Raw genomic sequence first — 18,632 nt, forward strand, 5'->3', positions numbered from 1 at the left:
AACAGTTTTTCCGTTGAGTTCTGTTACCGCAAGATGCGCCTGCTGAAGCAGCCACGCCGCAAGCGGGCGCGGCATCCACATCCCCTCGAATGCCACATTTCGATATGGGGCGGTCCGGGCTGGGCCTCTTTTCGTTTCATGACTTCGGAAAGAACCCTTAACCCTCGTCCCGGGTCTCCAGTGGCGCCCCCGGCAGATAGAGTGAAACCGGCCGGATTTCATAGACCGCGGTCGGATTGACGCGGCGCAGGTCGCGCGCCGCTGCGACAGCGTCATCCAGCGTCGGGAAATCCACGACATAGAAGCCGAGCAACTCTTCCTTGGTTTCGGCAAAGGGGCCGTCGGTGACGATGCCGTCGCCCTTTCCCCGGAGAGTGACGGCGCCTTTCGTGGGGCCAAGTCGCGCGGCCGGTCCCAGATGTTTCTCCCTGACCAGCCGGTCATTGACCTTGAGCAGGTCGGTCATCAGCGCCGCATCCTCCTCTTCGGTCCAGGATTCGACCACTCCTTCCGCGTGATAGGCCAGGATTGCGTAGTACATGGATTGTCCCCTCCTTCTTGCAATCTCTCGTTAGAGCGCTTCCTCAAGCAGCGTCAGCAAGCGCTTGAAATGCCGCTCGGAACCCTGCTCGTTGTAGACGCTGTGGTCGGGTACGGCCCAGCCATGGGCCATGCCGACATAGTTTTCGATCGCATGGTCGACGCCGCCGTTGCGAAGGGCTTCCGCGAGCCTGGCCGACTGTTCGGGTGGAAACGAGTTGTCGACGCCGGCGACACCCACATAAACCTGTGCCTTTATCTTGTCGGCGAGCCTGTGCGGACTGTCATCGGCGTCGCTCGCCAGATTGCCGCCGTGGAAGCTCGCCGCCGCCTTGACGCGGTCGGGATAACGGGCGGCGGCGGTGAGAGCGCGTGCGCCGCCCATGCAATAGCCGACGGCAGCGACCGGGCCGGTCGCGCCTTCGCCGGCCAGCGCATCGATGAAGGCGGCGCTGTCGCGCGCCGTCATGTCCTGGGTGGTCGCCCGTATCATGGTCCTGAGCTGGGTTCCGGAGGCTTCCTGGCTGAAGGCGGTCTTCGCGTCGAACGGCCCGTAGCTGCCGAAGCGATAGAAAAGATCGGGGACGAGCACGACATGCCCGGCATCGGCAATGCGCCGGCCCATGCCGTAGAGGGCCTGGCGGGGGCCGAAGGCATCCATGTACATCACGACGCCGCTGGCCGTCGCCGCGCCGCTTTCCGGCTTGATGACGGTAGCCCTGGCAGTGCCGTCGGCCGTCTTGATCTCAATTTCATGCTTCATGAAATATCCCTCCAACATTCCTGCCTCATGCGCCGGCGAGGTTATCTCGGTCGGTGCGAAAGCTTTTCAATAGTCAATTTCATGATCTTCACCAATGACAGAATTGTGAGGGTCGGCGAGCCAATTCCGGCTGGACCGGTCTTTCGCATTGCCGCATGTTTTCGCCGGGAATGAGCATGAACCGCAGTTCTTGGGAGTGGCATGATGCTACGGGCTCTCGCATTCGGTCTTTCCAGTCTCCTTCTTTCGGCCTTCGCGGTGTTCGCGCAGGATGCCGGACTTCCGGTCAGCCAGTGCCAGGCGATCGCCCAGAAACTCCCCGGCGTCATGTTCGCGAGCTTCAAACCTTCCGACCTGCAGTTCGTCCAGGCGGGGAAAAACCTCTCGCTTGCCGAAAAGGAGGAGGTGCGGATCACCTTTGTCGGCCACTCCACCTATTTCATCGAGACGCCGGAGGGCGTCGGGATCGCGACGGATTACAGCGGTGTCTACCAACCGCTCCGTCTTCCCGACGTGGTGACTATGAACAAGGCGCATTCCACGCACTACACGCTCAGCGCTGATCCCGGCATCAAGCATGTCCTGCACGGCTGGAGCGATGTGCCGAGTGAAAAGGCCGAGCATCGTCTGACGGTCGGGGATGTCTATATCCGCAACGTCGTCTCCGACATTCGCTCCTGGGGTGGGGGCATCGAGGAAAACGGCAACTCGATCTTCATTTTCGAGGTCGCTGGGCTGTGCATCGGCCATCTCGGCCACCTGCATTTCGAGCTCACCGAGGAGCAATATACGGAGATAGGCCGGCTCGACATCCTGATGGTGCCGGTCGATGGCGGGCTCACGATGGGGGCGGACAGCATGAGCCGCGTCGTCCAGCGCCTGCGTTCCTCGCTCATCCTGCCCATGCACCGCTGGGGCCCGCCGCTGGACAATTTCCTCGCCATGTTCGACGGCCGGTTCGATATCGGCTATGCGAAGGAGCCGGTGATCAGGGTCTCGATGCGAACGCTGCCGAAGAAGCCAACCATTCTGGTGCCGCAAGGGCTGTGAGCAACCTTGCGGCTTTCGGAATGGGTCAGTGGAATTGCGGAAAGGCGAGGTGCTGCTTGACGCCGACCTCCGGCATCTTCTCATCGTTCAGGTTCGCCTTGGCGATCTCCCAGCCGAATTTTAGCGAACTGTCGGTGGACGCCCAGATTTCCGCATCGTCGACACGGAAGGCAAGCATGGTGAGCAGCGCGTCTTCCTTGCCGTTTTCGTACCAGGCGGCGGTCACGGCGCTCCAGTAGCTGTCGATCTTTGCAGAGTCCTTGCGCACTTCCAGGGTGCCGGCAAGGCAGGCATGATAGTCGTGGTTCTTGCCGACGACGCAGAAATGTGCCCGTGTACCCGGACGGATGGCTCGCACCAGGTCCGTATCGGTCTTGGTGAAGAACCAGATCGTGCTGGTCTTCCGATCGACATGCGGCGCCATCGGCTGGAAATGCATATGCGAGCCTTCGATGCCGAGCATGCCTGCATGGATGTTGTCGATCTCGTCCCAGAGCTGGCGTTCCGGCGCTTGGCGGGCTTCTGTCAGGCTTGCCATAGATTGTCTCCTCTATCTTCGTTCAGATGAAGAAACAGCGAGGCTTGGGCTTTGTTCCTGGATCGGGGCAGCGAAAAAAGCCCGCGGCGCAACCGGAAATGCTCTTGAACGGAAAAGCCTTGAACCTGTTGGGCTTCGAAATTATAAGGCGCCCATTCCAAAACAAGCTAAAGCGTCAGGGGTGCCATGGCTGGCCATTCACAGTTCAAGAACATCATGCACCGCAAGGGTCGCCAGGATGCGATCCGGTCGAAGCTGTTCTCCAAGCTCGCGCGCGAAATCACCGTCGCCGCCAAGCAGGGTTTGCCCGATCCGACCATGAATGCGGCCTTGCGTCTGGCGATCCAGAACGCCAAGGCGCAATCCATGCCGAAGGACAATATCGACCGTGCCATCAAGAAGGCGTCCGGCGCGGATGCCGAAACCTATGATTCCGTCCGTTACGAAGGTTACGGTCCGGGCGGCACGGCAGTCATCGTCGAGGCGCTGACCGACAACCGCAACCGCACGGCCTCGAACGTCCGTTCGATCTTCACCAAGGCGGGCGGTGCGCTCGGCGAAACCGGTTCGGTCTCCTTCTCCTTCGATCATGTGGGCGAGATCACTTACAAGCCGGGCGCCGGCGATGCGGACAAGGTAATGGAGGCGGCAATCGAGGCGGGCGCTGACGACGTGACCTCCGACGAGGACGGCCACACGATCATCTGCGCGTTCGAAAGCCTTGGCGAAGTGTCGAAAGCGCTGGAAGCCACGCTCGGCGAAGCCGAGACCGTCAAGGCGATCTGGAGGCCGCAGAACACGATCGAGGTCGATGAGGAAAAGGCGCAGTCGCTGATGAAGCTCATCGACAACCTGGAAGACGACGACGACGTGCAGAACGTCTATTCGAACTTCGAGGTCTCAGACGAGGTGATGGCCAAGCTTTCGGCTTGAATCTACGCATCCTTCAACGCCCCTCATCCGCCCTGCCGGGGCACCTTCTCTCCGTCAGAGCGGGGAGAAGGACATATGTCGACCGGTTTCCTCACCATGGAGGTTGAGTTGGCACGTTCCCTCTCCCCGCGTGCGGGGAGAGGGTTAGGGTGAGGGGCAAGTAGCTGCTAGGCCTTCACCCTCTCCATCATCGGGAGCGTCGCGAACAGTTCCACGGAGCGCAGGCGCTTGTCGACGTCGTGGATCGGCATGGAGATGATCAGTTCATCCGCCTGAGTTTCCTCCAGGAAGTCCCTGAGCTTGGCCGCGATCGTCGGCACGGAACCCACTGCTGCGTAACGCAGCGTGTGCTCGACATTCATCTTCTCCATCGGCGTCCAGAGGCCTTCCATGCTGTCGACCGGCTTCGGAAAGCGGGTGCGGATATTCTTGCGCAGGTTGACGAACTGCTGCTGCGAGGACGTGAAAAGCCGCTCAGCCTCGGTATCGGTTTCTGCCGCGACGCCCATGACGCCCACCATCACATAGGGCTTTTCGAGCTCAAGCGAGGGCTGGAACCGCTCACGGTAGATCGCGATCGCCTCCATCAGCATGTCGGGCGCGAAATGCGAGGCGAAGGCATAGGGAAGGCCCAGCGCGGCGGCGAGGTGGGCGCTATAGATGCTCGATCCGAGCAGCCAGATCGGCACATGGGCGTCCATGCCGGGAACGGCGATGAGGCCCTGGTCCTTTTCCGGTGTGCCGAGCAGACGCTGCAGTTCGAGGATGTCGTGCGGAAAATTCTCCGCCCCTGCTTCTAGGTTGCGGCGAAGCGCGCTTGCGGTGCGCATGTCTGTTCCCGGTGCACGGCCGAGGCCGAGATCGACACGACCGGGCAGCAGCGCTTCCAGCGTGCCGAACTGTTCGGCAATGACGAGCGGCGAATGATTGGGCAGCATGATGCCGCCGGAGCCCACGCGGATTGTCCTGGTCGCAGCGCCCACATGGCTGATCACCAGCGATGTGGCGGCGCTTGCGATACCCGGCATGCCATGATGTTCGGCGAGCCAGACCCGTTTATAGCCCTCCTCTTCCGCCTTGATTGCCATGCGGCGGGACTGGTCGAGCGCATCGCGCACGGAATAACCTTCACCGACTGGCGAAAGATCGAGAATGGAAAAGGGGATCATCGGCATGTCCTGAACGGATGGGAGACAGGGTGTCCCATCTATTTAGGCAGCCGTGTCCAGGAATGCGACCCCTCGGATCCACGGAAAAAGGGGCCGCGATGGCGGCCCCGACAGGTCACGATTTGACCAGCCGCAGATGCGGACCGCGCGTTCCGGGATCGCGCGGCGGCGGGGTGATGACCGTGACATGCATGAAGCGGCTCGCCTTCTGGTGGATCTCGGCGATGTTCCGGTCCATGCGGTCGAGTGTGAGCGTCTCGATATCGGCCTTCAGGCTCGCGGAGCGTCTCGATTTTGCAAGTTCGTTCAACTCGTCATGCGCGGAGGACGCGGCGCCGGCCTGGGTTTCGGCCATCTCCGCGAGATTGACGATATGTTCGCCCAGAGCGTCCAGATAAAGGCTGAGGGCGTCCAGTTCCCGGCCGATCTGCTCAGTCTTCTCCGAGAGCGCCTCGATGCGGCCGGATGATGCCTTGCCGCCGGGTTCTTTGCCGATCTTTTCAATGAGCTTCAGCGCGCCGGCAATCGCCTCCCTGGGACGATGGATGTCGAGCTTGGCGTTCTCGGCGATGGTGGCCGCGTGCTGGGCAAGCGCCTTCTGCTGGCGAAGGCCCAGGGCCACGCTGCCGGCAGCGGCGACCGCTTTGGAAAGGCGCGTGGATCCGTCGGCCTCTTTCCCGGCGTTTTCGGTCATGCTCTTGCGAAGAGAATCGGATTCGTGGCGGAGGAGGCTGGCGTTGTCGACGACCGAATCCATCGTGCCGCTCAGTGCGCGCAGGCCGCGGTTGAAATCCCGCCGCATGCCCTCGAAGTGGGCGGGAAAGGGCGTATCGATTGTCGCCTCCAGGTCTCCGACGGCAAACCGTCTCAGCCCACTGTCCAGCGCGTTGACGACGACACGCATATGCTGCAGTTCCAATTCATTCGGATCTCGATCCCGTATCATTCGGGCGCCTCCTTTATGCTTCGGCTCCCTCCCTTTGTGCTCAATCAACGCAGTGAAGGAAAGGCAGTTGCCGGATTTGTTAAGGTTCTGCCCAAATCCTTTTCCACATAGTTAACGGCGGTCGAGTTAAGCCGAAGTCGGCGATATGGCCGTCACGTCGGCGTGGCGCCTTTTGCGGGAAGGCGATAGGTTTACGCGCATGACAGAGACGATTCGCATCATCGGTATAGATCCGGGGCTTCGCCGCACCGGTTGGGGGATTATCGAGACGCTGGGCAACAGCCTGCGCTTCGTCGCATCGGGCACGGTAACCTCGGATGGCGACATGGACCTCGCCTCGCGCCTCTGCCAGCTCCATGACGGGCTTGCAGAGATCGTGCATGCCTACAGGCCGGACGAGGCGGCAGTGGAACAGACCTTCGTCAACAAGGACGCGGTGGCGACACTGAAGCTCGGCCAGGCGAGAGGGGTCGTCATGCTGGTGCCCGCGCGTGCCGGTCTGCCGGTTTCCGAATATGCACCGAATGCGGTGAAGAAATCGGTGATCGGTGTCGGACATGGCGAAAAGCAGCAGATCCACATGATGCTGAAGATCCTGATGCCGAAGGCAGATTTCAAAGGCAATGACGCGGCCGACGCACTGGCGATCGCCATCTGCCATGCTCATCACCGGGGTGGAAGGCGCATGCGGCAGGCATTGGCGGGGTAGTTTGTTCTTGACTTGTTCACGTTTGGTCAGTAGGTAATACTCGAGAGGTATTACCGTGCGCGTCACTGAAAAAGGTCAGGTTACGATTCCGAAGGAGATCCGCGACCGTCTGAAGATCGGTCCGGGATCGGAAGTGGATTTCATCGCTGACGACAAAGGTGCGAGGCTGGTCGTCGTGGCGAGGGGACCTGTCGAATCTGAAGAGGATTTCGAAACCTGGCTCAAAAGCAGGTCCGGCACGTTCGATACCGGGGGCATGACGACCGACGAATTCATGGAATGGCTGAGGGGGCCACGCGATGACCTCGGTCCTCGTTGATACGGATATTTTCATCGACGTTTTCGGGCCGGAAACGCCATTCAAGGAATGGTCTTCGGACGCAATCCTGTCGCTCAAAACCGACGTGCAATTCATCTTGAGTCCGATCGTATGGGCAGAACTCGCCAGCATGGCGCCCAACGAGGAGGAATTGATGTTCCTCTTGTCGCGTCTCGATCTCGTGCGCGAGCCATTGCCGTTTTCAGCGGCTTATCGAGCTGGGATGGCCCATGTTCAGTATCGGAAAAGCGGCGGCCTTCGGAAACGAACTTTGCCGGATTTCCTGATCGGCGCGCATGCATTCATCCGGTCGCACCGTCTTCTCACGCGCGACGCGTCCCGCTATCGCGCCTATTTTCCTTCGCTCGACATCATCTCCCCCGAAACTCATCCCTGACGGACTTTCTTATGATCGGCAAGCTCAAAGGCACTATCGACGAGATCGGCGACGACTACGTTCTCGTGGACGTGCATGGCGTCTGTTACGAGGTCTTTTGCTCGTCCCGCGCGCTTTCGAAGATGGGCTCGGTGGGCGAGGCGGTGGTGCTCTTCATCGAAACCTATGTGCGCGAGGACCAGTTGAAGCTCTTCGGCTTTCTTTCGGCGCTGGAGCGGGAATGGTTCAACCTGCTGCAAAGCGTGCAGGGGGTCGGCGCCAAGGTGGCGCTCGCCGTGCTTTCGACGCTGACGCCATCCGAGCTTGCCAATGCGATCGCGCTGCAGGATCGGACTTTCGTGTCGCGGGCGCCGGGCGTTGGCCCAAAGGTGGCGATGCGCATCGTGACGGAACTGAAGAACAAGGCCCCGGCCTTTGCGGGCGAGGCGTCTGCGAATATAGGCTTCAAACAGGAGATCGGCGAGGGTGTCGCTTCGGCGCCGGTGGCGGACGCGGTCTCGGCGCTGACCAATCTCGGCTATTCGCGCGACCAGGCGGCGAATGCGGTGGCGGCGGCACTCAAGAACGGCGGGGAGGGGGCGGACAGCGCCAAACTGATCCGGCTGGGCTTGAAGGAACTGGCGCGGTGATTGGCGGAATGCTTGGTTGTATGAGGAAAATTTGCCAATATTCGGCCAAGATTAGTTTTGTCGGAAGGAATTCGGATATGAATCGGGAGGTGACGCTTTCTCCGAAAGGTCAGGTGACAATCCCGAAAGAAATGCGGGAGGCTCTAAATCTTCATCCTGGGGACCACCTTATCTATTCCTTAGTCGATGGAGAGGTTGTTCTGACGCCCAAGAACCTGGATTTCAACGATCTTGCAGGTCATTTAGGCAAGCCGCCCTGGGGGCAGGCGACGCTGGAGGAGATCGAGGCGACAATCGTCAAGGCAGGTGGAGCAAACGCGGTCAACACACGGGATGATGATCAGGCGGAAGCGGCTGAATGATGATTTTTGGCCTTGATACCAATGTTATCCTCCGGCTTTTCATTGATGATGACCCAGCCCAGAGAGCGGCTGCCCTTGGGTTCGGGGAAAGACTTGGAAAAGATTATTCTGCCTTCGTCACATTGATCAGCTTGCTGGAGCTTGATTGGGCGCTTCGCTCGCAATACGGATTCAGCAAGAAACATGTAACGCTTGCCATCGATAAACTGCTTCATACGCGTGGGCTCGTCATCAAGAACCACACGCTCGTCGTGAAAGCATTGAGATTTGTCGAATCAAACAACGCAGACTTTGCCGATGCGCTGATAGCTTGTCGGTTGTCCGAGGAAGGTTGTCAGTCGACCAAAACTTTCGATATGAAAGCGGCCCGTAAAGTCCCCGGAATGGAACTTCTCACATGAATGAACCCGCCCGCCTGATATCGCCGGAAAAGCGGGGCGAAGACCTGGATGTGACGCTGCGCCCGCAGTCGCTGGACGAATTCACCGGCCAGGCGGAGGCGCGCGCCAACCTGAAGGTCTTCATCGAGGCGGCGAAGGGGCGTGGCGAGGCGCTCGACCACGTGCTTTTCGTCGGCCCGCCCGGGCTCGGCAAGACGACGCTGGCGCAAATCATGGCGAAGGAACTCGGCGTCAATTTCCGTTCCACCTCCGGCCCGGTCATCGCCAAGGCGGGCGATCTTGCGGCACTGCTCACCAATCTCGAAGAGCGCGACGTGCTCTTCATCGACGAAATTCATCGCCTCAATCCGGCGGTTGAGGAAATCCTTTATCCCGCCATGGAGGATTTCCAGCTCGACCTCATTATCGGCGAGGGGCCGGCGGCGCGTTCGGTGAAGATCGATCTTTCGAAATTCACGCTGGTCGCCGCCACCACCCGTCTCGGCCTGCTCACCACGCCGTTGCGGGATCGTTTCGGCATTCCGGTGCGCCTGTCATTCTACACCGTCGAGGAGTTGGAACTGATCGTGCGGCGCGGCGCGCGGCTGATGAACCTGCCGATGACGGACGATGGCGCCCGTGAGATCGCCCGGCGTGCGCGCGGCACGCCGCGCATCGCGGGCCGGCTGCTGCGTCGCGTGCGTGACTTCGCGGAGGTCGCGAAGGCGGAGGCGGTGACGAAGGAGATCGCCGACGAGGCGCTGACGCGGCTTCTGGTCGATCATGCGGGTCTCGACCAGCTCGACAAGCGCTACCTCAACATGATCGCTGTGAATTTTGGTGGTGGACCGGTTGGCATCGAGACGATTGCCGCTGGCCTGTCCGAGCCGCGCGATGCGATCGAGGACATTATCGAGCCCTACATGATCCAGCAGGGTTTCATCCAGCGCACGCCGCGCGGCCGCGTTTTAACCGCAAATGCCTGGAAACATCTCGGAATGCAGCCGCCCAAGGATCTTGAGGCAGCGCAATTCCGGATGTTTACCGAGGACGAGTAAGCGATCACCTCCGGCGGTCCCGGCTGACCCGATCTTGATCTCCGGTCCCGGCCAGCGGAACCTTCGCTGTCTGCCTGGGTTTTTCCTGGAAAGGAGAACGCCATGCGGACGATCGATATCGAGAACGCAGTTCATCGGACATGGCAGCGAAGCGAGGGGGAGCTTCTGAAGAGCCGGTCGGAGTTCTGCCATGTCTGACCAGGGTCCTGATCGCATCCCCCCGGCCGAAGTGGCAGAAAATGCGGAGAAGGGGCTGAAATTGCGCGCGCAATATCGGCGCGGCGGCACGATGGCGGGTATCGCCCGGGCCCGCGATCTGAAGAACCGCAAGCCGCTTTCCGAGAAGACCATCAGGAAGATGGTAAGCTACTTCCACCGTCACAAGGCGGACAAGCGCGCCGAGAACTTCGGTGACGATGAGAATCCATCAACCGGTTATATCGCCTGGTTGCTTTGGGGAGGCGATGCCGGTCAGAAATGGGCGGAAGAGCACAAAAGGGCGATCGAAACGGCCAGAAACGAGGGCAGGATGCGGCGTTTCAAACAGTCGGAGCACGGGCGTTCGCCAGATTCCTGACAGTCCGGTTTAAGAGCATCATGCCGCCCGGCTGCCAGCCCAGTGCCCTGATCTTATCCGTCGACATGGGATTGATCGAATGACGGTCGGCAGGTCGCGGCAGTTCATGCGGACGGTCTGGCAGATTGCCCAGGATCTCCCTTGTATCGGTCAGGATGTCGGAAATGTTGAAAACCTGCCCGTCGATCTTCCCTATCTCGGTATCGAGCATCAGGCGAACGGCAGCAGCCACGTCGCGGCCGTGGACCTCGGTGCCTGCCCGTGACGGCACGGGTCGGCCGGCGAGGTAATCCTCGAAAAGCGCGTCCCACTTGCTTGGCTGAAAGTCGCCGTAGACGCCCGTCAACCGCAGGCTCGCCGTGACGAAACCCGGACCGGAGAGAGCTGCGAGTGCCCGCTCGCCGTCGAGCTTGATCTCTCCGTAAAGGCTGTCCGGCCTGAGGACGAGGTCTTCGGTCAGCGGCGTACCAGCCGGCAGTCCGTCGTAGACCGCACGGCTGGAGAGAAAGATCGCGCGCCGCGTGCCCGCTCGTTTGGCCGTCTCGAAGAGCTTGACCGTCCCGTCGAGATTCAGCCGTCGGAAGCGGGCCGGATCGTTGCCTTCGCCGCCGCGGTATTTTCCGGGGAGGTGATCGAAGGCGGCATGCACGAAGAAATAGGCATCGTCGAAAGCCTCCATCCGGTCGATATCCGGATCGAGCGAGAGGGATGTGAAACCAACAGGTCGGGAGAAGAAGCCGGGTGCCGGCGGCATCCGTCCGCCGACGATGACCCGGTACCCGGCTTCCAGCAGGCCCTCGACGATGTAACGCCCCACAAGGCCGGTACCGCCTGAAACCAGGACTTTCATGAAGGCTCCCCCGGGTTGGGAAGTGCAGCTAGATCCGGGACATCCCGACCTTCATGAAAGGCATCCCAAAGGTCGATCAGCGGGCGCAGGCGATCCGCCTTCGGATGATCCCTTTCCCAGGGTTTCTCATACTGGTAGTGCAGCACCGAAATGCGCTCCCAATCCCAGAGCGCCGGCATATTGAACCATACATATTGCAGCATGTTCATGAACACCGGCAGGCCATGCCAGTCCGGGAAGAAGCTTTCGAGAAAGGTCTGGTCGGTGCGCCGCCAGAAGGCATCCGGCCGGTCGAGCGAGGCCAGCATCCGCTCGAAGGTCTCTGTCGAAGGCTTGGCAACGAAGACACCTGAGTTCAGCCGGTGGAAATCGGCGAGGCTTTCATAGACATTCGGCGCGGCGGAGAATTCCGGATAGTCGAACAGCTTGTCGATGTTCTTCAGTACCAGCGCATCGGCATCGATGAAGACGGCCCTGTCGTATTCGGTGAGCTGCCAGAGGCGGAGCTTGCAGAAATTGTCGAGCGGCGTGTGGAAGTCCGGCTTGCGGCCCTTGGTGAAGGGGGCCGCGCCATGCAGGTTTTGTCTGGCATGCCGTTCGTTGAAGGCGTCGGAGAGCGGCAAGTGGTCAACCTCGACCAGCCGACAGCCGAGAGAGATGAGGGCCCCCAGATCGTCTTTCGGCGCGCCGCCCGTGTGCAGCACGACGATCTCCGCCGCGGTGTCTGTCTGCCGGATCGAACGGGCAAGCGCCAAGGCGCCCATCGCATAGTCGGCATTGGTCACCAACGTAACGAATGCGTGCTTCGAACGGGCGGGGGAGGCGGGACGGAGACCGTCCCGCGCGGACATTCCGGCAACCATCAGGATACCGATTTCAGCCGCTTGCCTTCCGGGTCGTGCTCCACCTTGGCTGCGATGTCCCTGGTCCAGGCAGAAACGGCGGGAACGCGTGATCTGTCAACGCGATAGGCGTATTTCTTCGCAACATCGACGATCTCGCCGAGCAGACCTTCTCCGAGCGTGGTGGGGGCAAGACCAAGGCCGAGGAACTTCTCGTTCTTGACGATCAGTTCGTTTTCCGGCGCCTCTTTTCGCGGGTTCGGCAGCCAGGCGATCTTCGCGCCGGTCATCTTCGCGACCAATTCGGCAAGATCGCGCACCCGGTGAGTCTCGGTCATCTGGTTGAAGATCTCGACGCGGCTGCCGCGCTCAGGCGGATTGTTCAGTGCGATCTCGATGCAGCGCACCGAATCCTGGATATGGATGAAGGCGCGCGTCTGGCCACCGGTGCCGTGCACGGTCAGCGGATAACCGATCGCCGCCTGGATGAGAAAACGATTCAAGACCGTCCCGTAATCCCCGTCATAATCGAATCTATTGATCAATTGCGTGTGCCGCCGCGTCTGCTCCGTATGGGTGCCCCAGACGATGCCCTGGTGCAGGTCGGTGATCCGCAAGCCGTCGTTCTTCGCGTAGAACTGGAAGAGAAGCTGATCCAGGCACTTCGTCATGTGGTAGATCGAACCGGGATTGGCGGGATAGAGGATGTCCTGGGAAACGGTGCGGCCATCGGGGGTCTCGATGCCGACCGGCAGATAGCCTTCCGGAATTGCCGCGCCGACCGTCGAATAGCCGTAGACGCCCATCGTGCCGAGATGCACGAGGTGTGCGTCGAGTTCGAGTTCGACCAGCGCATTCAAAAGGTTATGGGTGGCGTTGACGTTGTTGTTGACCGTGTAGTTCTTGTGCCGGTCGCTCTTCATGGAATAGGGCGCGGCGCGCTGTTCGGCGAAATGGATGATGGCGTCCGGTCGATGCTTTGCAAGCCAGCCCTTCAGAAGCTCGTAATCCTTGGCGAGGTCGATCAGGTGGAAATGGATGCGGCGGCCGGTCTCCGCGTGCCAGATGCGGGTGCGCTCCTGGATGCTGTCCATCGGGGTGAGGGACTGGACGCCGAGCTCTGTGTCGATCCAGCGGCGGGAGAGGTTGTCGAGGATGTGAATTTCGTGGCCCGCATCGGACAGGTGAAGCGATGTCGGCCAGCCGACGAAACCGTCTCCGCCGAGGACTGCAATCTTCATGACGTACTCTCCGCTGGTTTTCGATGAATTTCCTGATAGGGAGGAACTGTGACAGCTCTTGAAAGCTGGTTCAGTGTTCCATGATTATCCAGTGGGCGATGAGGTTTTTCCAAGGCAAGCTTATGCAGGCACACAATTTTTTGTTATCGGGCGAATTGGTGGAGGGAGGCCATCGGCTTGCCCAGCGCGTCTATTATGAAGACACGGATTTCTCGGGCCTCGTCTATCACGCGCGCTACCTGCACTTCCTCGAACGCGGCCGCACGGACTATCTGCGCTGCCTCGGTTGTGAGCAGAGCGCGCTTCTTTTGGCCGACGAGGAGGGGCTCGTCTTCGTCGTCCATCGGATGGAGATCGATTTCAAGCAGCCGGCCCGCATGGACGATATCCTCGTCATCCAGACGGTGACGGAAAAGGCGGGCGGCGCGAAAATGGTGCTCAATCAGGAAATCCGCCGCGGCGAAACGCTATTGATCGCGGCAAAGGTGGTGATTGCCGTCATCAACAAACACGGCCGCCCGCGCCGCCTTCCGGAGAGTGTGGCGGAAAAGTTTCTGGGGCACCCGGTTTAGCTAAATGAAGTAAACCGGCATCCTCGGCTGTAACACATCCTTAACGATAATGATGTCTTACTGGCCGGTGAGGAATTTGTGCAACGCACGCCTTCCTTTGACCAAAATTGAAAGCGAGAAGCCAAGCTGGAAACTCAGGGCATCTTGGGGTTACGGCGGGCGCATTCAGCGATCAAGGACATTCTCGCGAGAGCGCGCTTTTGAACCCGCCCGGTCCTTAAAAACCGGGCGTTTGGATTCGGGGATAGTAGTAGATGGAACAGGTAGGTTTGGCGGCGGCGGCAAGCGAAGTAAGCCTCTGGTCGCTGTTCATGCAGGCCGGTCTTGTCGTCAAGCTGGTCATGATCGGTCTCATCGGCGCGTCGGTCTGGACCTGGGCGATCGTGATCGACAAATACGTGAGCTTCAACAAGGCGAAACGCCAGTTCGACCAGTTCGAACAGGTCTTCTGGTCCGGCCAGTCGCTGGAAGAGCTCTACCGCACGCTTTCGGAACGCCAGAACAACGGGCTTTCCGCCATCTTCGTCGCTGCCATGCGCGAGTGGAAGAAGAGCTTCGAGCGCGGCGCACGCGCGCCGATCGGATTGCAGATGCGCATCGACCGGGCGATGGACGTCACCATGGCACGTGAGAGCGAGGCTTATGAAGCCCGTCTCGGATCGCTCGCGACGATCGGTTCGGCGGGGCCTTTCATCGGCCTCTTCGGCACGGTTGTCGGTATCATGACCTCGTTCCAGGCGATCGCCGGTTCGAAATCCACCAACCTCGCCGTCGTCGCACCGGGTATCGCCGAAGCGCTGCTTGCCACCGCGATCGGCCTCGTGGCGGCCATACCGGCAGTCATCGCCTACAACAAGTTCACCGCAGATGCCGGCAAGCTTTCGGCCCGCATGGAAGGTTTCGCGGACGAGTTTTCCGCCATTCTGTCGCGCCAGATCGATGAGAAGCTCCAGCCGCGCCAGGCGGCGCAGTAAAGCGATCCGCAAGGAGTAACGTATCATGGGTATGTCGGCTGGAGGAGCAAAGGCATCGGGTGGTGGCCGTCGCAGGCGCGGCGGTCGGCGCGGCGCCATCAGCGAGATCAACGTCACGCCGCTCGTCGACGTGATGCTCGTGCTGCTCATCATCTTCATGGTGGCGGCGCCGATGATGACTGTCGGCGTGCCGATCGACCTGCCGGAAACACAGGCGAGCGCGATGAATGCCGATACGCAGCCGATCACCGTCTCGGTCAATCCGCAGGGCGAGATCTACCTGCAGGAAACGCCGATCGGCATCGACGAGATCGTACCGAAGCTGCAGGCGATCGCCACGACCGGCTACAACGAACGCATCTATGTGCGCGGCGACACGACCGCGGCCTACGGCGTCGTCATGAAGGTCATGGCCCGTATTTCCTCGGCCGGTTACAAGAATATCGGCCTCGTCACGCTTCAGGAACAGGAGAAGTGATCGCGGCGCCATGAGAGGTAGTCTCGGCACATCGCTGGTTCTCCACACACTGGTGCTCGGTTATGCGCTGGTGTCCATCAGCGCGCCGGCCTCCTTCGAGGTGGCCGACGTGGAAGCTTTGCCTGTCGATATCATTCCGGTCGAGTCAATCACCCAGATCCAGCAGGGTGACAAGAAGGCGCCCGTTGCCGAGAAGGCCGCGCCGAAGCCGACGACCAAGCCGAACATCGTAGAGAATGCCGAAAATGCCGGCGACAACGATATCGATCTGAAGACGCCGCCGACGCCCGCCAAGAAGCCGGTGCCGACGGAGGCGGCGGCTGCGCCGAAGCCGGCCGAGAAGCCGGTGCCGACCCCGACCCCCGAACAGAACGAGGTCAAGGACATCGTGCCGGAGGAGACGACACCAAAGCCGGCCGAGGTTGCCGCCCTGCCGGAGCCGAAGCCCGACGTAACGCCGCCGCAGCCCAAACCCGAACCGGCGCCTCAGCCCCAGCCGACACCAGCACCCGCCGAAACCCAGGCGGAAGAGATCCCGCTGCCGGACGCCGTGCCGATCCCCGTCGCCAAGCCGAGGCCGGAACCGCCGAAGGAAGAGGCCAAACCGGTCGAGAAGCCTGCCGAAAAGCCGGCCGAGAAAAAGCCCGAGACGCCGAAGCCGGCGGAGACCGCCAAGGCTGCCGAGAAGCCGACCGACAAGAAGGAAGGCAAGAAGCAGGAGACCGCCAAGTCTTCTTCCTCGAAGGAGAGCGACTTCAACGCAGACGAGATTGCCATCCTGCTCAACAAGCAGGATGCTTCCGGCGGCGGCGCCAAGCGCTCGTCCGCGCCGGCGGCCTTGGGTGGCAAGAAGGATACCGGCGGCTCCAAGCTCAGTCAGAGCGAAATGGATGCATTGCGCGGCCAGATCGAGAACAACTGGTCCGTCATCGCCGGCATCGAAGGGGCGGAGGGCGTGATCATCACCGTCACCATGAAACTGGACGAAACCGGCGCGATTGTCGGGCGGCCGGAAGTGACGGCCAAGGGCGGCTCCGATGGCGCCCGCCGCACGCTCGAAGGCAGCGCGCTTCGTGCGGTCATGCGCTCGTCGCCGTTCAGGAACCTGCCCGCCGACAAATACGACGCCTGGAGCGAAGTCGTCGTTAACTTCGACCCGAGCGAATTGCTTTGAAAGGCTCTGATATCATGATGAAACGTTCTTTCATCCGCCTCGTGATCGCGCTTGCCGGCATGGCCGTGATGTTTGCCGCGCCGGCCGAGGCGCGCGTGGAAATCAACATCAACAAGGGCAATGTCGAACCGCTGCCGATCGCGATTACGGATTTCCTGTCGAACAACGAACTGGGGCCGCAGATTTCCCAGGTCGTCGCCGCCGACCTGAAGCGTTCTGGCCTTTTTGCGCCGATCGACAGACAAGCCTTCATCGAGAAGATTGCCGACCCGAACCGTGCGCCTCGCTTCGAGGACTGGAAGGTCATCAATGCCCAGGCGCTGGTGACGGGCCGTGTGACCCGCGAAGGCGACGGGAGGCTTCGCGCCGAGTTTCGTCTCTGGGACACCTTCGCCGGCCAGCAGATGACCGGACAGCAGTTCTACACCCAGCCGGAGAACTGGCGCCGGGTCGCCCACATCATTGCCGACGCGATCTACAAGCAGATCACGGGCGAGGAGGGCTATTTCGACACCCGTGTCGTCTTCGTCTCGGAGAGCGGCCCGAAGACGGCCCGCCAGCGCCAGCTTGCGATCATGGACCAGGACGGGTTCAACGTCCGCACACTCACCGATGCCAGGAACATCGTGCTGACGCCGCGCTTCTCGCCGAGCCGCCAGGAAGTCACCTACATGTCCTTCGAAGGCAACCAGCCTCGCGTCTACCTGCTCCAACTCGAGACGGGACAGCGCGAGGTGGTCGGCAACTTCCCCGGCATGACATTCTCGCCGCGCTTCTCGCCGGATGGCCAGAAGGTCATCATGAGCCTGCAGCAGGAAGGCAATTCCAACATCTATACGATGGATCTTCGCTCGCGCACCACGACGCGGCTGACCTCGACCCAGGCGATCGACACGTCGCCGTCCTATTCGCCGGACGGCACGCGCATAGCGTTTGAAAGCGACCGCGGCGGAAGGCCGCAGATCTATGTGATGAATGCCGACGGTTCGGGCCAGACCCGCATTTCGTTCGGCGACGGCTCTTATTCCACGCCGGTCTGGTCGCCCCGCGGAGACCTGATCGCCTTTACCAAGCAGTCGGGCGGCAAGTTCTCGATCGGCGTGATGAAGACGGATGGTTCGGGCGAACGCATCCTGACGACCGGCTTCCACAACGAGGGCCCGACCTGGGCGCCGAACGGCCGCGTCCTGATGTTCTTCCGCCAGGCGGCAGGCTCGGGCGGTCCGCAACTCTATTCGATCGACCTGACCGGCTACAACGAACAGCTCATCAAGACCCCCTCCTATGCGTCCGACCCGGCCTGGTCTCCGCTTCTGGAATAGGACCGGTGAACACAAAGGAGGCGGCTTGTCGCCTCTTTTGCGCCCGAATCTCCTGAGAAACGACCTAATAGGGGGCGCGGTAACATTCCGTTAACCATAAGTGTTTGGTCATGGTTAACCGAGCCCGGTTAGAGTCTGGCAACTCTGAAATTTCGGAATTTATTGATCTAAGGAGAGACCGGCCATGAGCCGCATGCAGAATCTCGCTCGCAACCCTGCCGTCATTGCGCTCACGCTCGCACTCGCGCTCGCGGGCTGCGCCAACAAGAAGAACCTGCCGAACAGCGCCGGTGAACTCGGGCTTGGCGGCGCCGGCGCTGCGACGCCCGGCTCGCAGCAGGATTTCACCGTCAATGTCGGCGACCGCATCTTCTTCGACACCGACAGTTCCTCGATCCGCGCCGACGCCCAGCAGACGCTCGACCGTCAGGCCCAGTGGCTGCAGCGCTATCCGAACTATGCAATTACCGTCGAAGGCCATGCCGACGAACGGGGCACGCGCGAATACAACCTCGCCCTCGGCGCCCGCCGCGCCGCGGCCACCAGGGAATATCTCGCTTCCCGCGGCGTTCCGGCCAACCGCATGAAGACCATTTCGTACGGCAAGGAGCGCCCGGTCGCCGTCTGCGACGACATTTCCTGCTGGTCGCAGAACCGCCGTGCCGTCACGGTTCTCGGCGGCGCCGGTTCGTAATCGAGGCCACAGGTCCCCGGAATAAAAGGCGGCTATCCAGGCCGCCTTTTTGCTTTTTCCATAGTTTGGCCCTGATTTCAGGGATTTTTGAACGTGACCTTGGTTGCTTTTTGGC

The 18,632-nt window shown here is 61.0% G+C and carries 24 protein-coding genes; 16 read left to right on the forward strand and 8 right to left on the reverse strand.

The annotated features are described in order from the left end of the window. Positions 1–157: 157 nt before the first annotated feature. Positions 158–541, reverse strand: a complete 384-nt coding sequence (locus J2046_RS22000) for a YciI family protein (protein WP_210055595.1) — start codon at positions 539–541, stop codon at positions 158–160. A gap of 30 nt (positions 542–571) precedes the next feature. Next, entirely contained in the window at positions 572–1,303 is a 732-nt protein-coding gene (locus J2046_RS22005) for a dienelactone hydrolase family protein (RefSeq protein WP_210055597.1), read from the reverse strand. A gap of 201 nt (positions 1,304–1,504) precedes the next feature. Here J2046_RS22005 and J2046_RS22010 point away from each other — a divergent pair, with 201 nt between their 5' ends. Next, on the forward strand, positions 1,505–2,353 hold the full coding sequence (locus tag J2046_RS22010) for an MBL fold metallo-hydrolase (RefSeq protein ID WP_210055599.1): 849 nt from the start codon (positions 1,505–1,507) through the stop codon (positions 2,351–2,353). A 25-nt stretch (positions 2,354–2,378) separates the two neighbouring features. Here the strand turns inward: J2046_RS22010 and J2046_RS22015 are convergent, their stop codons facing one another. Continuing rightward, a complete protein-coding gene (locus tag J2046_RS22015) occupies positions 2,379–2,891 on the reverse strand; it encodes a pyridoxamine 5'-phosphate oxidase family protein (RefSeq protein ID WP_210055601.1) in 513 nt (170 codons plus the stop codon). Positions 2,892–3,077: 186 nt separating this feature from the next. Here J2046_RS22015 and J2046_RS22020 point away from each other — a divergent pair, with 186 nt between their 5' ends. After that, on the forward strand, positions 3,078–3,824 hold the full coding sequence (locus J2046_RS22020; protein ID WP_210055603.1) for a YebC/PmpR family DNA-binding transcriptional regulator: 747 nt from the start codon (positions 3,078–3,080) through the stop codon (positions 3,822–3,824). 167 nt (positions 3,825–3,991) lie between these two features. Here the strand turns inward: J2046_RS22020 and J2046_RS22025 are convergent, their stop codons facing one another. Both J2046_RS22025 and J2046_RS22030 read right to left on the reverse strand, forming a co-directional pair. After that, the gene (locus J2046_RS22025) at positions 3,992–4,993 is read right to left on the reverse strand and encodes an LLM class flavin-dependent oxidoreductase (protein WP_210055605.1); all 1,002 of its coding nucleotides are present in this window, start codon (positions 4,991–4,993) and stop codon (positions 3,992–3,994) included. A 115-nt stretch (positions 4,994–5,108) separates the two neighbouring features. After that, positions 5,109–5,939 carry a methyl-accepting chemotaxis protein gene (locus J2046_RS22030; RefSeq protein ID WP_210055607.1) on the reverse strand — a complete coding sequence of 277 codons (831 nt, stop codon included), beginning with the start codon at positions 5,937–5,939 and terminating at the stop codon, positions 5,109–5,111. A gap of 199 nt (positions 5,940–6,138) precedes the next feature. Between J2046_RS22030 and ruvC the strand changes: the two genes are divergently transcribed. From ruvC to J2046_RS22070, 8 genes are all read left to right on the forward strand, one after another. Beyond that, entirely contained in the window at positions 6,139–6,648 is a 510-nt protein-coding gene (ruvC, locus tag J2046_RS22035) for a crossover junction endodeoxyribonuclease RuvC (protein WP_037149610.1), read from the forward strand. A gap of 55 nt (positions 6,649–6,703) precedes the next feature. After that, positions 6,704–6,967, forward strand: coding sequence for an AbrB/MazE/SpoVT family DNA-binding domain-containing protein (locus J2046_RS22040; protein ID WP_210055608.1), 264 nt, complete (start codon positions 6,704–6,706; stop codon positions 6,965–6,967). Next, a complete protein-coding gene (locus J2046_RS22045) occupies positions 6,948–7,364 on the forward strand; it encodes a type II toxin-antitoxin system VapC family toxin (RefSeq protein ID WP_210055610.1) in 417 nt (138 codons plus the stop codon). Before J2046_RS22040 ends, J2046_RS22045 begins: the two co-directional genes overlap by 20 nt. 11 nt (positions 7,365–7,375) lie before the next feature. Then, positions 7,376–7,993 (forward strand): Holliday junction branch migration protein RuvA, encoded by a 618-nt coding sequence (gene ruvA / locus J2046_RS22050; RefSeq protein WP_210055612.1) that lies wholly within the window; start codon positions 7,376–7,378, stop codon positions 7,991–7,993. Between the two features lie 77 nt (positions 7,994–8,070). Continuing rightward, positions 8,071–8,355: an AbrB/MazE/SpoVT family DNA-binding domain-containing protein gene (locus J2046_RS22055; protein WP_210055614.1), complete on the forward strand. Its 285-nt coding sequence runs from the start codon at positions 8,071–8,073 to the stop codon at positions 8,353–8,355. Then, positions 8,352–8,756 carry a PIN domain-containing protein gene (locus J2046_RS22060; RefSeq protein ID WP_210055616.1) on the forward strand — a complete coding sequence of 135 codons (405 nt, stop codon included), beginning with the start codon at positions 8,352–8,354 and terminating at the stop codon, positions 8,754–8,756. The genes J2046_RS22055 and J2046_RS22060 overlap by 4 nt, the downstream gene beginning before the upstream one ends. Next, on the forward strand, positions 8,753–9,793 hold the full coding sequence (ruvB, locus tag J2046_RS22065; protein WP_210055618.1) for a Holliday junction branch migration DNA helicase RuvB: 1,041 nt from the start codon (positions 8,753–8,755) through the stop codon (positions 9,791–9,793). Before J2046_RS22060 ends, ruvB begins: the two co-directional genes overlap by 4 nt. A gap of 190 nt (positions 9,794–9,983) precedes the next feature. After that, positions 9,984–10,370: a hypothetical protein gene (locus J2046_RS22070; protein ID WP_210055620.1), complete on the forward strand. Its 387-nt coding sequence runs from the start codon at positions 9,984–9,986 to the stop codon at positions 10,368–10,370. Here the strand turns inward: J2046_RS22070 and J2046_RS22075 are convergent. From J2046_RS22075 to J2046_RS22085, 3 genes are read right to left on the reverse strand one after another with little or no spacing between them, the layout of a single operon-like run. Beyond that, positions 10,333–11,220 (reverse strand): NAD-dependent epimerase/dehydratase family protein, encoded by an 888-nt coding sequence (locus tag J2046_RS22075; RefSeq protein WP_210055622.1) that lies wholly within the window; start codon positions 11,218–11,220, stop codon positions 10,333–10,335. The two genes, J2046_RS22070 and J2046_RS22075, sit on opposite strands and share 38 nt — an antisense overlap. After that, positions 11,217–12,071 (reverse strand): glycosyltransferase, encoded by an 855-nt coding sequence (locus tag J2046_RS22080; protein ID WP_210055626.1) that lies wholly within the window; start codon positions 12,069–12,071, stop codon positions 11,217–11,219. Before J2046_RS22080 ends, J2046_RS22075 begins: the two co-directional genes overlap by 4 nt. A gap of 11 nt (positions 12,072–12,082) precedes the next feature. After that, entirely contained in the window at positions 12,083–13,303 is a 1,221-nt protein-coding gene (locus J2046_RS22085; RefSeq protein ID WP_210055633.1) for an NAD-dependent epimerase/dehydratase family protein, read from the reverse strand. Positions 13,304–13,425: 122 nt separating this feature from the next. Here J2046_RS22085 and ybgC point away from each other — a divergent pair, with 122 nt between their 5' ends. The 6 genes from ybgC to pal all read left to right on the forward strand — a co-directional run bounded on the left by ybgC (position 13,426) and on the right by pal (position 18,517). Next, entirely contained in the window at positions 13,426–13,875 is a 450-nt protein-coding gene (ybgC, locus tag J2046_RS22090) for a tol-pal system-associated acyl-CoA thioesterase (protein ID WP_210055634.1), read from the forward strand. A gap of 254 nt (positions 13,876–14,129) precedes the next feature. Then, complete coding sequence (gene tolQ / locus J2046_RS22095) at positions 14,130–14,849, forward strand: protein TolQ (protein ID WP_210055636.1); 720 nt, start codon at positions 14,130–14,132, stop codon at positions 14,847–14,849. Between the two features lie 25 nt (positions 14,850–14,874). Next, a complete protein-coding gene (gene tolR / locus J2046_RS22100) occupies positions 14,875–15,327 on the forward strand; it encodes a protein TolR (protein ID WP_037149007.1) in 453 nt (150 codons plus the stop codon). 10 nt (positions 15,328–15,337) lie between these two features. Beyond that, a complete protein-coding gene (locus tag J2046_RS22105; RefSeq protein WP_210055638.1) occupies positions 15,338–16,501 on the forward strand; it encodes a hypothetical protein in 1,164 nt (387 codons plus the stop codon). A 14-nt stretch (positions 16,502–16,515) separates the two neighbouring features. After that, complete coding sequence (gene tolB, locus J2046_RS22110; protein WP_037149011.1) at positions 16,516–17,823, forward strand: Tol-Pal system beta propeller repeat protein TolB; 1,308 nt, start codon at positions 16,516–16,518, stop codon at positions 17,821–17,823. Positions 17,824–18,007: 184 nt separating this feature from the next. Next, on the forward strand, positions 18,008–18,517 hold the full coding sequence (gene pal, locus J2046_RS22115) for a peptidoglycan-associated lipoprotein Pal (RefSeq protein ID WP_210055639.1): 510 nt from the start codon (positions 18,008–18,010) through the stop codon (positions 18,515–18,517). Positions 18,518–18,632 lie beyond the last annotated feature (115 nt).

Source organism: Neorhizobium petrolearium (genome assembly GCF_017873175.1).
Taxonomy (GTDB): domain Bacteria; phylum Pseudomonadota; class Alphaproteobacteria; order Rhizobiales; family Rhizobiaceae; genus Neorhizobium; species Neorhizobium petrolearium.

Bases quoted from the DNA above. Each gene is read 5' to 3' on its own strand.
- J2046_RS22005 (WP_210055597.1), bottom strand. From the start codon at position 1,303: ATGAAGCATGAAATTGAGATCAAGACGGCCGACGGCACTGCCAGGGCT.
- tolB (WP_037149011.1), top strand. From the start codon at position 16,516: ATGATGAAACGTTCTTTCATCCGCCTCGTGATCGCGCTTGCCGGCATG.
- J2046_RS22020 (WP_210055603.1), top strand. From the start codon at position 3,078: ATGGCTGGCCATTCACAGTTCAAGAACATCATGCACCGCAAGGGTCGC.
- ybgC (WP_210055634.1), top strand. From the start codon at position 13,426: ATGCAGGCACACAATTTTTTGTTATCGGGCGAATTGGTGGAGGGAGGC.
- ruvB (WP_210055618.1), top strand. From the start codon at position 8,753: ATGAATGAACCCGCCCGCCTGATATCGCCGGAAAAGCGGGGCGAAGAC.
- J2046_RS22010 (WP_210055599.1), top strand. From the start codon at position 1,505: ATGATGCTACGGGCTCTCGCATTCGGTCTTTCCAGTCTCCTTCTTTCG.
- J2046_RS22085 (WP_210055633.1), bottom strand. From the start codon at position 13,303: ATGAAGATTGCAGTCCTCGGCGGAGACGGTTTCGTCGGCTGGCCGACA.
- J2046_RS22055 (WP_210055614.1), top strand. From the start codon at position 8,071: ATGAATCGGGAGGTGACGCTTTCTCCGAAAGGTCAGGTGACAATCCCG.
- J2046_RS22045 (WP_210055610.1), top strand. From the start codon at position 6,948: ATGACCTCGGTCCTCGTTGATACGGATATTTTCATCGACGTTTTCGGG.
- tolQ (WP_210055636.1), top strand. From the start codon at position 14,130: ATGGAACAGGTAGGTTTGGCGGCGGCGGCAAGCGAAGTAAGCCTCTGG.
- ruvC (WP_037149610.1), top strand. From the start codon at position 6,139: ATGACAGAGACGATTCGCATCATCGGTATAGATCCGGGGCTTCGCCGC.
- J2046_RS22105 (WP_210055638.1), top strand. From the start codon at position 15,338: ATGAGAGGTAGTCTCGGCACATCGCTGGTTCTCCACACACTGGTGCTC.
- J2046_RS22015 (WP_210055601.1), bottom strand. From the start codon at position 2,891: ATGGCAAGCCTGACAGAAGCCCGCCAAGCGCCGGAACGCCAGCTCTGG.
- J2046_RS22000 (WP_210055595.1), bottom strand. From the start codon at position 541: ATGTACTACGCAATCCTGGCCTATCACGCGGAAGGAGTGGTCGAATCC.
- tolR (WP_037149007.1), top strand. From the start codon at position 14,875: ATGGGTATGTCGGCTGGAGGAGCAAAGGCATCGGGTGGTGGCCGTCGC.
- J2046_RS22070 (WP_210055620.1), top strand. From the start codon at position 9,984: ATGTCTGACCAGGGTCCTGATCGCATCCCCCCGGCCGAAGTGGCAGAA.
- J2046_RS22080 (WP_210055626.1), bottom strand. From the start codon at position 12,071: ATGTCCGCGCGGGACGGTCTCCGTCCCGCCTCCCCCGCCCGTTCGAAG.
- J2046_RS22075 (WP_210055622.1), bottom strand. From the start codon at position 11,220: ATGAAAGTCCTGGTTTCAGGCGGTACCGGCCTTGTGGGGCGTTACATC.
- J2046_RS22030 (WP_210055607.1), bottom strand. From the start codon at position 5,939: ATGATACGGGATCGAGATCCGAATGAATTGGAACTGCAGCATATGCGT.
- J2046_RS22060 (WP_210055616.1), top strand. From the start codon at position 8,352: ATGATGATTTTTGGCCTTGATACCAATGTTATCCTCCGGCTTTTCATT.
- ruvA (WP_210055612.1), top strand. From the start codon at position 7,376: ATGATCGGCAAGCTCAAAGGCACTATCGACGAGATCGGCGACGACTAC.
- pal (WP_210055639.1), top strand. From the start codon at position 18,008: ATGAGCCGCATGCAGAATCTCGCTCGCAACCCTGCCGTCATTGCGCTC.
- J2046_RS22025 (WP_210055605.1), bottom strand. From the start codon at position 4,993: ATGATCCCCTTTTCCATTCTCGATCTTTCGCCAGTCGGTGAAGGTTAT.